The sequence below is a fragment of the Lysobacter antibioticus HS124 genome (genome assembly GCF_000336385.2).
Taxonomy (GTDB): Bacteria; Pseudomonadota; Gammaproteobacteria; order Xanthomonadales; family Xanthomonadaceae; genus Lysobacter; species Lysobacter firmicutimachus.
Genome location: NZ_HG424473.1, coordinates 42572 through 55767, shown reverse-complemented (window position 1 = coordinate 55767; position 13196 = coordinate 42572). Strand labels below are relative to the sequence as shown.

Sequence of the window (13196 nt, the reverse complement as noted above, 5' to 3'; positions counted from 1 at the left end):
GACCGCGACCAGCCCGAGCAAGACCTACGCCGCGGCCGGCACCTACACCGTCACTCTGACCGTTACCGACGACGGCGGCGCGACTCACAGCAAGACCGCCTCGGTCACCGTCAGCGACGGCGGCGGCACCCAGACTTATCGCAACGACAACGACGTGCAGATCCTCGATAACGCCACCGTCGAGAGCAGCATCGCCGTGTCCGGCCGCAGCGGCAACGCGCCGAGCAACGCCTCGGTGTCGGTAACGATCTATCACACGTACAAGAGCGATATTAAGGTCGACCTGGTCGCGCCGGACGGCACGCTCTACAACCTGCACAACCGCACCGGCGGCAGCGCCGACAACGTCATTGGCACGTTCGTCAAGGACTTGTCCGGCGAAGCCCTCAACGGCACCTGGAAGTTGCGGGTCAACGACAACGCGACCCAGGACACCGGCCGCATCGACACCTGGAGCCTCACCTTCTGACCGGCGCTTTGCGCTTCATCGCCGTCGTCCAGAGCGAACCCCGGCTTCGGCCGGGGTTCGTGGTTTGGGATGCGCGGCGGCGCGGCGGCAGCGCGCCGCAGCGCTTTTCGATCATGGAAATAGAGAAAATTCCGGGGTTTCGCGCGCATACCGGCCATTCGCCGACGCACCGTAAGCGATTACGGTGCATATGCATGACCGCAGTCACGGACGCGAATGTGCGCTAGAACAGGTTGTCGCTTGTCCGTCATATCGCAGCGCGCTTAGGGTCGAGTCCCGGGTGCCTCGGAACGTATCCCCCGCACGTTCCGGCACCGCTTTCGCACCCGGCAACTCTTTCGCGACGGCCGCCTCGCGCCGCCGTCATCCCAGACCATCGCGTCCCTGCGCCGGTGCCCGCACGCACTCGGCCGGCGACGCCGAACCCAGGAGCGCTTTCGTGAACAAGCACGTCGCCCCGCTGCCCGCTCTGCTCGCTCTCGCTTTGTCCGCCGCTATCGCGCCGGCCGCTGCGCAAACGCCCGCCGTCCCGGCCCATGTCCACGACCAGTCGCGGCTGAGCCCCGGCGAGGATCCGTTCAAGCTGGTGTTCATCGTCACCTCGCGCGCGACTTACGACGCCGGAGTCAAGACCCTGGCCAAGAATTCGCTCGGCGTGCAGAACGGCGCCGGCGCCAAGCTGGTGATCGCCGAACTCCAGACTCACCAGCTGACCGACGTGACCCATCACGTGCACGAGAAAGAGAAGCGCTGCGGCGGCTACATCGCCTTCGACAGCCGCGAAGAAGCCGAGGCTTTCGTCCGCAACGACCGCACCGCGCAGGCGATGGCCACCCAGTTCGCGACTTATACCATCGACAACCAGGCCACGGTGACGCCGTGGTTGAGCCAGGTCGCCGAAGCCAACATTCGCGGCACCATCAACCATCTGTCGACCTCGTATCCGAACCGCTACTACGCCTCCACCCACGGCCGCACTTCGGCGACCTGGATCAAGGACAACTGGCTGAGCCTGGCCAACGGCCGCAGCGACGTCAGCGCCGAGCTCTATACCGGCTGCACGACCTGCTCGACCCAGCCTTCGGCGATTCTGACCATCCAGGGCACCGACCTGCCGAACGAGGTGGTGGTGCTGGGTGCGCATCTGGATTCGATCTCCAGCACCGGCAGCGGCGATTCGATGAACGCGCCCGGCGCCGACGACGACGCCTCCGGCATCGCCACCCTGACCGAAGTCGCGCGCATCGCCTTGGCCAGCGGCTGGAAGCCCAAGCGCACGATCAAGTTCATGGGCTACGCGGCCGAGGAAGTGGGCCTGCGCGGGTCCAAGGCGATCGCCACCGATTTCAAGAACCGCGGCATCAACGTGGTCGGCGTGCTGCAGCTGGACATGACCAACTACCGCACCAGCGGCACGCCGGAGGTGCGTCTGGTCAGCGACTACTCGAACGGGGCCCTGCAGCAGTTCCTGCGCGACCTGCATTCGACCTACCTCGGCGGCACCCTGGGCAGCTACACCTGCGGCTACGGCTGCTCCGACCACGCCTCCTGGACCTCGGCCGGCTTCCCGGCGGCGATCTACTTCGAAGGCGGCACCAGCAGCGGCGGCTACTTCTCCTCGATCCACACGCCCAACGACAAGCTGTCCAACATGGGCAACTCGGCGAGCAACAGCGTGCCCTTCGCCAAGCTGGGCCTGGCCTTCCTGGGCGAGTTGGGCAAGACCGCCGGTACCGGTCCGGGCCCGGGTCCGGGCACGCAGACCTACACCAACGGCACCGACTACGCGATCAACGACAACGCCACCGTCGACAGCCCGATCACCGTCTCCGGCCGGACCGGCAACGCGCCGAGCAGCGCTTCGGTGTCGGTGAACATCGTTCATACCTACCGCGGCGACCTGAAGGTCGATCTGGTCGCGCCGGACGGCTCGCTCTACAACATCAGCAACCGCGCCGGCGGCAGCGCCGACAACCTCAGCGGCACTTTCAACTTCAACCTGTCCAGCGAACCCCTCAACGGCACCTGGAAGCTGCGGGTGAACGACAACGCGAGCCAGGACACCGGCCGCATCGATACCTGGAGCATCACCTTCTGATCGCTGTGTGCGGTCCGGCAGGCGCGGGCCCCCGGCCCGCCCCTGCCGAAGCGGCGGTTGCGTCGGCATGAGGAGCCGGACGCGACGCTTTACCGCTGTTCCACGTTGTCGTAAGCGCCGGCGTTCGCCGCGCTGCGTACGCGTTTTCTGTGTCAGGCGCTGAAGCCTAGCGTCGCCACGCCGTCCCCCCGGGCGTCGTGAACGGACTTTTGTCGACGCTGCACGACCGGCGTGATACTGCGGGCTCAGGTAGGGAATCGGCCGGTACGCGCCAGCAAGTCCAGGTCGCGCTGGGCTTGCTTGACCCACGGATGTTCCGGTCCGAACCAGCGCATGGCGGTATCGCGCAGGCGGATGAGGTGGTTGCGGGCACTGTCGCGGTCGCCGCGATGCAAGGCGATATTGGCGCGAACATTGAGAATGTTGCAAAGCGCGAGCCGAATGCGAAGGTGAGGGGGAGCGGTTTCGGCTTGCGCCGCGATGTCCGCCATCTGCAAATCTGCCGTGGCCAAATCGCCCTGGATATAGGCGAGCAAGGCCAGATAATAGGAAATGCGCAGATGCAAGCCGCGCGAGTCGCCGAAATAGCGTTCGGCGTCCGTCTGGGTTTCGACGAGCAGTCGTCGCGCCGTATCGCGGTCATCGCCGCGATTGCGCCGGGCGATTGCGATGGCGTAGTACAGCTTGGGAGTGAAGATCGGCACCTTCTGCCGGTCGGACGCGGACAGCACCGAATCCAGCAGCGCCAGACCTTCGTCTCGCAACCGCCGCTGCTCTTCGTCCGGGACGGATGCCGGCTTGCGGTGCAGCAGCATCACGCCCAGATCGGCTCGGGCCCGTAGCGCGGCTTCGTGTGCTGGTCCGTAAGATTCTTGCAGGATCGATGCCGATCGCCGCATCTCCGACAGACGTTCGGCGTAGCTGTGTTCGTCGAGGAAGTACAGTTGCGTCGAGACGCGCAAGGCCTCGGCGTACTCGGGATGCGATTCGCCGTAGCGCGCGCGCAGGATGTCCTTGCCGCGCTCGATCGAGGCCCGGCAATCCGCGGGGCGGCCGCCGCCGCACTGGCTGTCTGCCAGCGCCACCCAGGCGCGTCCGGTATCGGGATGGCGGTCGCCGAGCGAGCGGCGACGCTGTTCGAGCAGCTGCAAGGCCAGGCCCTGCGCTTCGGCGAAGCGTTCCTGCAGGGTCAGCAACTGGATGAGTTTCTCGCGCGCTTGATTGGCCAAGGCCGGTTGCGCGTCGGTGGCGACCGCGATGGCGCGGCGAAAATCGGCCTCGGCTTGAGGCAGGTTCAACAGGCGAGCGTTCCAGTAGCCACGCAAGGTCAGCAACTCGGCGTAGGGCCCGCGTTCGGGCTGATTCCGGGTCAATGCCAGTGCGGCGTCGAGCGCACCCTGCGCGTCGCGATGATGCAACAGTTCCCAATCGCTGCGTGCGATCTCGGTCAGCAGACGCACGCGCAGGGGCCGATGGAGCTGATCGTGGGGAACCTGATCTAAAGTCTGCTCGGCGACACTGCGCGCCTGGCGATGGCGCGCCTGCAGATTCAGCAGCGAGGCGAGGGTGGCGCGGGTTTCCAGCGAAGGTGCGCCGTCGCGGTCGAGCAGGCGAGCGGCTTCGTCGGCCAGGCGGGTGGCGCTGGCGTAGTCGCCGATCACGGCACGGCTGCGCGCCAGCGAGGTCAGCGCACCGGCGAGTGTGCGCGGTTGCGCCGATAAATCGAGTCCTCGGACCTTGGTTTCGACGTCGCGCAGCAAGGCACTGGAGGAGAACGGAGTGTCGCTGAGCCCGGACAGGGTCGCCGAGCCCAGGGTTTCCTCGAACAGCCGGCTTACGGCGAGGGTGGCCTGGGTTTCGCGTTCGACCCGGTAAGCCTGCCACCAGGTCGCGCCGCCGCCGATCGCCGCAGTCAGCGCGGTCACTCCCGCCAACCCCATCGCGAGCCGGTGACGGCGCAGAAAACGCCCGGTCCGGTACAGTCGGCCGCCGTCGCGAGCGCGCACTGGCCGGTGCTGCAGCCAGCGTTGCAGATCTTCGCCCAGTTCGCCCGCACTGCGGTAGCGCTGCGTCGGATCGGCGCGTAGGCAGCGTTCGACGATCGCCGCAAGATCGCCGCTGATCTGCTTGGCCAGGGAGCGGCGGTCCGACAGCCCTCGGTTCGCTATCGCTTCGGACGTCGCAGTCGCGGCGGACCGGACCAGACGTTCGGCGCCCGCCTCGGAACTCGTCGTCGCCAGCCATTGGCTGGCCTGTGCCAGTAGGGAGCGCGAAGGGCCGTCGCCGGTCAGCAGTTGTGCGAGGACCACGCCCAGCGAGTAGAGGTCCGAGGCGATGCACGGCGCGGCGCCTCGGAACACGATCTCCGGGGCAGTGTAGCCGGGCGTGAGAGCGACCGGCGGCGCCGGCGTGTCCGCGCCCAGGTTTAGCGGCGCGGACAGGCCGAAGTCGAGCAACTGCACCCGGCCGTCGTCGGTGACCAACAGGTTGGACGGTTTGAGGTCCTGATGCACCACGCCCTGGGCGTGCGCATAGGCCAGCGCGTCGCAGACCTGGCCCAGCAGCGCGACGCGATCGCGCAAACTCTTGCGGCGGCGATCGCACCACAGATCGATGGCTTCGCCTTCGACGTATTGCAGCGCGAACCAGGGATGGCCTTGAGCATCCACGCCGCCGTCGAGCAAGGGCACGATATTGGGGTGCTGTAGGCGCGCCAGATGGCGGCGTTCGGCCAGCAAGGCTTCGCTCAGGCGCGGCGACGACAGCTCGGCGCGTGCGCACTTGAGTGCGACGCGTTGCTCGTACTGGCGGTCGTCGCGCATCGCTTCGTAGACGATGCCCATGCCGCCCTGGCCGATCTTGCGCACCAACCGCCATGGCCCGAGCCGGGTGCCGATGCGGTTTTCGCCCTCGCTTTCGTCGTTCTCGTCGGCGTCGGCAGCGTCCTCGTTGCCGGTCCGCAGCCCGTCGGACAGCGACGGCAGCGACAGATCCAGCGCGTGCTCGCCCGAGTCGGCGGCGATCATCGCCGCCAGCAGGACGTGGGCCTGCGGGTCGTCGCGGCGCGCATCCTCAAGGAAGCGCGACCGACGTCGCGGCTCCAGGTCGACGTAGGCGCGGAACAGGGACAGGACGCGGGCGTCGACCGAGCTCATGCGCGCCGTTCAGTTCGCTGGAAGGTCCAGCGAGTCGCCCTGGCCCAGGCGTGCGATCAGGTAGCTGCGCGCGGTACGCCACTCACGTCGGATCCGGTCTTCGCCGACTCCCAGCAGGTGGCCGATCTCTTTGTCGCTCAAGCCTCCGAAGTAGCGCAGCTCGACGATCGAGACCAGCCGTTCGTCGACTTTGCCCAGATGCTCCAGCAGTTGGTCCATCAGCACCAGTTGCTCCATCCGCGCGTTCTCGCCGATCCGATGCTCGCCCTCAAGGGCGACGAATTCGATCCGGCTGCCGCGCTTGTCGGCGACGGCCTTCTTGGTTTCGTCGAGGATCGCGTAGCGCATCGCGCGGGCGATCAGGGCGATGAGATGGAAGCGGCTCTCGGCCGAGGCTGCGGCGCCGGCCATCTTCAGCCAGGCCTCGCTGATCAGCGAGGTCGGCGACAGGGGGGCGCGGCGCTGGCGCTGGCGCAGCTGGGCGCGGGCGAGCCGGTGCAGGTCCTGGTAGATCCGGGTGTAGATCAGGTCCCAGGCATCGCTGCGTCCGTCGCGGGCCTGGTGCAGCAGGACGGTCACCGACTCGACCGTAGCATCCGGCAGGGACCACACGGGTTGGGCGGCGGGCATGGTAGAAGCGGCTCCAGGCTTGGAAGCAATTTGAATTGTGATTTCTATCACCAAATTAGGCCACCCTTGGCCGTGCTCAGGGCGACGAGCGGGGCTTTGGGGGGGATCAGTGCAGAAAAGCCCATTCTTGCGCCCGGCTTGCCTGGGAACGCGAACCGCTCATCCGCACACTCCGCCAGCCCAACCCGCTGCTGGGACTGGTCAGGCCCCGGGCGGTACGCCAAGTATGCCCAGGCGCCGGTGCATGGCGCTGCCGAGCGGGGCCGATGCGCCATACGCGTCGGTTTCCCCGCCGCGCATGGCGGGAGGCGACCGGGTGGGCGAGGGTGAGTCGCGGACTGGAAAAGACCAGCGTTGCGGCTGGAGGAGGGGAGCTGTAGCTATCGCCGTGTGAGGGCGCCGCGATCCGGTGCGAGGGCCCGAGTAGCGGGCGGGTGCCGCAAGCGGCGTTGCGGAATCGTTTCGAAGAACGGGCGCCACTGGGCGGCGCCCGCTGGACCGGCAACCTGCGGGTGTCGTCCGCGGGTCAGATCGCTTCGAAGCGGTTGGCCTCGACGTTCTTGCGCACCTTGGCCGGATCCCAGATGCGGCCGTTCATGGCGATATAGACGCCGGCCGGCAGCGACTGCACGGCGCCGACCGCGGTGCCGATGTTGAACTCGGCGTCGGAGCCGCGGAAGCGCGCCGGGTTGAGCGCACCGGTCAGGACGATGGTCTTGCCGGGGATGGTCGCCAGCACCTTGGCGGTTTCGACCATGCTGTCGGTGCCGTGGGTGACCAGCACGTGCTGCGCGTCCTGGGCGGCGATGGTGGCGCGGATCAGCTCGCGGTCCTGCGCGGTGATGTGCAGCGAGTCCTTGCGGATGATCGGAATCACGCTGTAACGGAACGCGACGCCGAGCTCGTCGAGGATGTGGCCGATCTGCGGTTCGCCGATCTGGTAATCGGACTTGTCGTCGAAGTAGATCTTGTCGATCGTGCCGCCGGTGGTGACGATGCAGAGCTTGTCCATCTCGGGTGAGTCGCGTGGTCGGGAACGGGCCCCGATTATAGGCCCGCAGCGCGGGCGCCGGCCCGCGGCGGGCACCGTCCGCACGCGTATCCCCATCAGGCGCGGCGGGACGGGGTCAGTGGCGGCCCCGCTTGCCGAATCGGGCGGCCAGGCCGGGCTGGTTGGCGGCGAAGATCACGGTCAGGGCCAGGACCAGTTCGATCCAGGCGTAGAGGCGTTCGGGCGGGGACGACCAGGCCAGCATCACGCCGTGGCAGAACCAGGCCAGGGCGCAGACGCCCGACCAGTAGGCGGCGCGGCGGCTGCGCCGCCACACGCCGAACGCCAGCAAGGCCGGCGGCAGCACGAACACCAGCAGCCCCGCCAGCACATGCCGCTGCGGCAGCAGATACCACAGCGAGAACAGCGCGCTCAGGGCGAGCAGGGCGGCCAGCAGCAATGTCTGCGCGAGGCTGCGCGGCGGTTGCGCGGTCACCGGCTCACCTTGACGACCAGTTCGGCGACGCGGCGGCCGAGCGCGCGCGCGAGGATGGCTTCGTCCTCGCTGAGCTGCGGGTCGTCCTGGGCGCCGGCGACGTGGCTGGCGCCATAAGGAGTGCCGCCGCTGCGGGTGTGGCTGAGCGCGGGTTCGGTGTAGGGAATGCCGAGCAGGACGCAGCCGTGGTGAAGCAGGGGCACCATCATCGTCAGCAGGGTCGATTCCTGGCCGCCGTGCTGGGTCGCGGTCGAAGTGAACACCGCCGCCGGCTTGCCGACCAGGGCGCCGCTGGCCCATTCCGCGCCGAGCCCGTCCAGCCAATGCTTGACCGGCGCGGCCATGTTGCCGAACCGGGTCGGGCTGCCGAGCACCAGGCCGGCGCATTCGGCCAGATCGCGCGCTTCCACGTAGGGGGCGCCTTCGTCCGGCACCGGCGGCGCCGCGGTCTGGGTGATCGCGGCCACCGGCGGCACGCTGCGCACGCGCGCGGCGACGCCGTCGACTTCGCCGATCCCGCGCGCGATCTGCCGCGCCAGTCGCGTGACCGAACCGCCGCGGCTGTAATAGAGCACTAGTACTTCGCTCATCGGAGTCTCCTCTGCGCCGCACAGGATACGGGAGCGGGCCGGGCTTGGCGCTGCGGCCTGCATGTCCCGCCCACGTCGCATCGGTTACCCTGCGGCGGATGGAACCCCTGGACTCGATCTACCGCTGGAGCGAACGGGTGCGCGACCGCGCCCGCATCGGCACGTTCTTCCGCTTCCTGGCCCGGCGCTTCCTCGACGACAATCTGTTCCAGGCCGCCGGCGCCCTGTCCTACACCACCGTGTTCGCGCTGGTGCCGCTGTCGATGGTGGTGTTCGGGGTGCTGTCGGCGTTCCCGATGTTCGGCGAGTGGAGCGACCGGCTCAGCGACTACATCTTCTCCAACTTCGTGCCCTCCGCAGCGCGTTCGGTGGAGAGCTATCTCAAACAGTTCTCGGCCAATGCCGGCCAGCTGACCACCGCCGGCGTGATCGCCCTGGTGGTGTCGCTGCTGATCACCCTCAACGGGGTCGAGGCGGCATTCAACCGGATCTGGCGCATCCACTCGCCGCGGCCGCGCCTGGGCCGTTTCCTGGTGTATTGGACCGTGCTGACCCTGGGCGCGCTGTTGGCCGCGGCCAGCCTGGCGATCTCGGCGCGTTTCTTCGCCATGGACGTGTTCGCCACCGAGCCCGGGCGCTGGCTGGAGGGCCTGCTGCTGCGCACCGCGCCGATGGCGCTGGAGTGGATCGCCTTCGCCGCGATCTACCGGGTGGTGCCGCACCGCACGATCAAATGGCGGCACGCGATCGCCGGCGCGTTCCTGGCGATGGTGTTGTTCGAGCTGATCAAGAGCGGCATCGGCTTCTACCTCGGCAGCTTCGGTTCGTACTCGAAGATCTACGGCACCCTGGCCTTCGTGCCGATCTTCCTGCTGTGGATCTACCTGAGCTGGATCGCGGTACTGCTCGGCGCTTCGCTGTCCTCCTCGATTTCGGCCTTCCGCTATCAGCCGGCGTCGATGCGGCTGCCGCTGGGCTTCGAGATGTACGGCCTGCTGCGCCTGCTGGCGCGCTTCAACGGCGCGCGCAAGCTCGGCCGCGGCCTGCACATCGACGAGATCCAGCAGCTCGAGCCGATGCTGACCGACGCCCTGATCCAGCAGATGCTGGAGCAACTCGGCGAGATCAACGTGGTGCGCCGGGCCGAGAACGGCGAATGGCTGCTGGCGCGCGACCTCGACGAGCTGTCGCTGGGCGAACTGTACGAAGCCTGCAACCTGCGCATCCCCATCGCCGAGGCGGTGCTGCCCTGCCGCGACGACTCGCTGGGCCAGTCGGCGATGGCGGCGATGGACGAGTTGCGGGTGCCGCTGCGCGCGCTGATGAAGCGGCGCGTGTCCAGCATCCACGCCGAAGAGGAGTGACCATGATCCGTCCGTACATCCGATGCCTGTTGCCGGTCGCCGCATTGGCGCTGGCGGCCTGCCAGCCGCAAACGCCGCCGGCCGACACCGCCAAGCCGGCGCCCGCGGCGCAGGCTGCGCCGGCACCAGCACCAGCACCAGCACCGGCACCGGCACCGGCAGCAGCGTCGACGAGCGACACCCCGGGGCTGCGCATCGCCACATTGGACGGCAAGACGTTCGATCTGGCCGAGCATCGCGGGCGCTGGGTGCTGATCAACTTCTGGGCGACCTGGTGCGGCCCCTGCATCAAGGAAATGCCGGAGCTGTCGGCGCTGGACGCCATGCGCGAGCACATCGAAGTGATCGGCCTGGCCTACGAGGAGATCGAGCCGGCGGACATGCAGGCCTTCCTCAAGGAGCATCCGGTGTCCTACCCGATCGCCTTGGTCGACGTGGCCTCGCCGCCGCCGGCCTTCGACACGCCGCGCGGCCTGCCGATGTCGTATCTGATCGCGCCGGACGGCAAGGTCGCCGAGAAATTCCTCGGCCCGGTCGACGCGAAGAAGATCGAAGAGGCGATCGCCAGGGCGGGTGGGCCGAAACCCGGCGAGGCGCCGGCAGCGCCGAAGCCGGGCGAGAAATCCGCAGCAGCAGCGGCGCCGCAAGCGGGCCGGGATGGAGGCCCTTCGGGCGGTAACACGTGAGCGCCGCGCGCTTCTTCGTCAGCGGCAAGGTGCAGGGCGTGTGGTTCCGCGCCAGCACCCGCGAACAGGCGCGAACCCTGGGCTTGCGCGGCTATGCCAACAACCTCGCCGACGGCTGGGTCGAAGTGCTCGCCGCCGGCGACGAAGCCGCGATCGAACGTCTGGCGCAGTGGCTGCGGCAGGGGCCGCCGAACGCGCGCGTGGACTCGCTGCAGCGCGAGCCGGCCGACGAAACCGAAGCCGGCTCCGGCTTCCTCTGCGGCTGAATCAGCCGCGTCGCCCTCCCGTCCTCGCGGGCGGTTCGTTCTTTGAAAAAGGGTCGGGACGCTGGGCTGCCGCCTGCGCGATCAGGCACCGGCCCACCGATCACAACGCCCCCAGCCGCTCCATTTCATACCCGCCGCGCCACTCCTGTTGCGCCTGCACCCGTCCGCTGCGTACCAGGTACTCGACGATCGCGCGCACCGTCACCACCGGATAGTCGCCGCCCAGCCGCGTGCTCACCGGGTGGTCGGTGAAAGCGATATTGCTGCCGAACAGACCGCCCAGCACGCGTTTGGAATAGGGGATGCGCACCCGGTCGGGACGAAAACCGTCGCGCTCGGCGGCGCGATAGGCCGGGCCGCGGCCGGCGCCGGAAACGCCTTCGTTCAAGGATGCGCCCACGGTTTCCAGCACCCAGGCGGTGGAGTTCTGGTACGCGGCGCTGCCCGGGCGAGCGATCAGGTTGTAATGCGGTTGATGCAGCGATTGCTGCGGCAGCGCACGCAGGCGATTGGCCAGGCGCTGCGCGAGTGCCTGCTCCAGCCAGACGATGCGCGCGTCCTGGTTGACCAGGTCGTCGGCGAAGAAATTCACCAGCCCCTGGGTGTACAGGCCGGAGCGATCGCTGCCGCACTCGTTGAGCAGATGCACCGCGGTCCAGCGCCCGGCGCGATGGTCGCGGACCACGAAGCCGATATGGCTGTAGACCAAGCCCTGCGCCGACAGGTCGGTGCCGACCCGCGCCACCAGGGCCAGGGGCGCATCGCGCCGCTCCAGCGCGTCGGCGACGGTCAGGGCGGTTTGCGCCGCGGCGGCGAGCTTGTCCGCGCCGAGGCTGCGGTGCTCGCAGCCGGTGCCGGCCGCGGCGGCGAGCGGATGCAGTGGCAAGGTCAATGAGGCGGCCCACAGCAGGGCGCGCAGTACGCGAGGGCGGAGGGCGGCGCTCATGAGCCCATGCGCTCGCTGTGCATCAGCGCGCGGGCGCGCTCGTTGGGGACGAAGCACAGCGCCTCGCCGGCGACGGTGCCGATCAGCCAGCCGGAGGCGACCACGGTCACCACCACCGCTTGGCCGACCTTGAGGCCTAGCCGTGCGGCCTGCTGCGCCGACAAGGCGATCACGATCGAGGTGCCTGCGGCGGCGGCCGAGACCGTGACCGCGGCGCCCTGGGCGCTGGCTTCGATCGCCGCGACCGAGAAGCGCGCCCCTTGCGACAAGGCCTGCGCCGCGGCGGCCGGGACGTCCACCGAGGCCGCCAGACTGGCCTCGGACTGACGGCTCAGGCCGTCGGACTGCACCGCCGCAAAGGCTGGCGTCCCTGCCAGCGGGCCAGCGGCTGCCGAAACGGCCAGAACCAGGGGAAGCAGACGGTCGGCAATCCTTGGCACTCGCGCCACCTCGTTCGGGACCGTGGCCAGACTCGGACGCCCCGCGGCGACTGGCAACAATCATCGACAAGGTGGCTCGGATTTCCATCGTCAGTAGCGTATTTTGCTACCCATGGCGCTTACCCTCGAACTCGTCGATGCCCTCAAGCGGTTCCTGCGCGCGCAGGAGCTGACCTATCGCGACCTGGCCGGCCGGCTCAAGCTCAGCGAGGCGGCGGTCAAGCGCATGTTCTCGCGCCGGGCGATGAGCCTGCGCCGCCTGGAGCAGATCTGCGAAGTGCTCGACATCGGCCTGGCCGAACTCAGCGCCGAGGCCGGGCGCGGCCGCGCGCCGATGGCCATGCTCAGCGAGGCGCAGGAACAGGCCCTGGTCGACGACCCGGCGCTGCTGGTGGCGCTGTTCCTGACTCTGAACCGCTGGAAGCAGGCCGACGTGCAGGCGCATTTCGTCTTCGACGACGTGCGCTGGACCCAGCTGATGGTGCGCCTGGACCGGCTCGGCATCATCGAGCTGATGCCCGGCAACCGCGGCCGGCCGCTGACCGCACGCAACTTCCGTTGGCGCGCGGACGGCCCGATGGAACGCTATTTCCGCCACCATCTGCTCGGCGACTTTTTCGCCGACCCCTTCGACGGCGAGCAGGACGTGCTGTTGCTGCTCAGCGGCTCGCTGAGCATCGCCGGCATCCGCGAACTCAAGCAGCGCCTGGGCGAAGTGGCGCGCGAGTTCGACGCGCTGCTGGCGCGCGACGCGGCCCTGAGCGCGCAGGAGCGGGTCGGCGTCAGCCTGGTGCTGGCGCAGAAGCCCTGGCTGTTGCAACTGTTCCACCCGTTCCGGCGTTCGCAGGGCGACGGGCCGCAGCCGTCGGGCTGATAACCGGTTTCTCGCGTTGTCCGCCTTCCTGTAGGAGCGGCGTGAGCCGCGACCAACCGCAGCGGTGTACGCCAGCGTTTCGGCGGAAGACCGGATGCGGGCTTTGGATTCGCCGACGCGCGGCCGCAGATCCGGGCTTCGGGGGGAACGCGCTTTCGCACATCTCTTCGGTTGGTCGCGGCTCACGCCGC

At 68.6% G+C, this 13196-nt stretch carries 12 protein-coding genes and 1 pseudogene; 6 read left to right on the top strand and 7 right to left on the bottom strand.

What is annotated here, in order from left to right; genetic code table 11:
- Together TX83_RS07700 and TX83_RS07695 are read left to right on the top strand one after the other, a co-directional pair.
- On the top strand, positions 1-469 hold a 469-nt coding region (locus TX83_RS07700), incomplete at its 5' end, for a proprotein convertase P-domain-containing protein (RefSeq protein ID WP_186442543.1).
- Positions 470-908: 439 nt separating this feature from the next.
- Complete coding sequence (locus TX83_RS07695) at positions 909-2567, top strand: M20/M25/M40 family metallo-hydrolase (RefSeq protein ID WP_064747351.1); 1659 nt, start codon at positions 909-911, stop codon at positions 2565-2567.
- 245 nt (positions 2568-2812) lie between these two features.
- Here TX83_RS07695 and TX83_RS07690 read toward each other — a convergent pair whose 3' ends face one another.
- The 5 genes from TX83_RS07690 to wrbA form a co-directional block, all read right to left on the bottom strand.
- Positions 2813-5722 (bottom strand): serine/threonine-protein kinase, encoded by a 2910-nt coding sequence (locus TX83_RS07690; RefSeq protein WP_064747350.1) that lies wholly within the window; start codon positions 5720-5722, stop codon positions 2813-2815.
- Between the two features lie 9 nt (positions 5723-5731).
- Positions 5732-6352 carry an ECF-type sigma factor gene (locus TX83_RS07685; RefSeq protein WP_064747349.1) on the bottom strand — a complete coding sequence of 207 codons (621 nt, stop codon included), beginning with the start codon at positions 6350-6352 and terminating at the stop codon, positions 5732-5734.
- Between the two features lie 526 nt (positions 6353-6878).
- Positions 6879-7364, bottom strand: coding sequence for an asparaginase domain-containing protein (locus tag TX83_RS07680; protein WP_064747348.1), 486 nt, complete (start codon positions 7362-7364; stop codon positions 6879-6881).
- A gap of 115 nt (positions 7365-7479) precedes the next feature.
- Positions 7480-7839 carry a DUF2069 domain-containing protein gene (locus TX83_RS07675; RefSeq protein WP_064747347.1) on the bottom strand — a complete coding sequence of 120 codons (360 nt, stop codon included), beginning with the start codon at positions 7837-7839 and terminating at the stop codon, positions 7480-7482.
- Positions 7836-8429: an NAD(P)H:quinone oxidoreductase gene (gene wrbA, locus TX83_RS07670; RefSeq protein WP_064747346.1), complete on the bottom strand. Its 594-nt coding sequence runs from the start codon at positions 8427-8429 to the stop codon at positions 7836-7838. The genes TX83_RS07675 and wrbA overlap by 4 nt, the downstream gene beginning before the upstream one ends.
- A 98-nt stretch (positions 8430-8527) precedes the next feature.
- On the opposite strand from wrbA, the gene TX83_RS07665 reads away from it, so the two are divergent.
- From TX83_RS07665 to TX83_RS07655, 3 genes and pseudogenes are all read left to right on the top strand, one after another.
- The gene (locus TX83_RS07665; RefSeq protein WP_064747345.1) at positions 8528-9793 is read left to right on the top strand and encodes a YihY family inner membrane protein; all 1266 of its coding nucleotides are present in this window, start codon (positions 8528-8530) and stop codon (positions 9791-9793) included.
- A gap of 2 nt (positions 9794-9795) precedes the next feature.
- Positions 9796-10368 (top strand): annotated as a pseudogene (locus TX83_RS07660) (TlpA family protein disulfide reductase); the annotation flags it as partial.
- A gap of 107 nt (positions 10369-10475) precedes the next feature.
- Positions 10476-10745 carry an acylphosphatase gene (locus tag TX83_RS07655; protein ID WP_064747344.1) on the top strand — a complete coding sequence of 90 codons (270 nt, stop codon included), beginning with the start codon at positions 10476-10478 and terminating at the stop codon, positions 10743-10745.
- A 100-nt stretch (positions 10746-10845) separates the two neighbouring features.
- Here the strand turns inward: TX83_RS07655 and TX83_RS23260 are convergent, their stop codons facing one another.
- Both TX83_RS23260 and TX83_RS23255 read right to left on the bottom strand, forming a co-directional pair.
- Positions 10846-11691, bottom strand: coding sequence for a DUF2145 domain-containing protein (locus TX83_RS23260; RefSeq protein ID WP_064747343.1), 846 nt, complete (start codon positions 11689-11691; stop codon positions 10846-10848).
- Positions 11688-12041, bottom strand: coding sequence for a hypothetical protein (locus TX83_RS23255; RefSeq protein ID WP_064747342.1), 354 nt, complete (start codon positions 12039-12041; stop codon positions 11688-11690). The genes TX83_RS23260 and TX83_RS23255 overlap by 4 nt, the downstream gene beginning before the upstream one ends.
- Before the next feature lie 202 nt (positions 12042-12243).
- Here TX83_RS23255 and TX83_RS07645 point away from each other — a divergent pair, with 202 nt between their 5' ends.
- Complete coding sequence (locus tag TX83_RS07645) at positions 12244-13005, top strand: helix-turn-helix domain-containing protein (protein ID WP_064747340.1); 762 nt, start codon at positions 12244-12246, stop codon at positions 13003-13005.
- Positions 13006-13196: the final 191 nt, after the last annotated feature.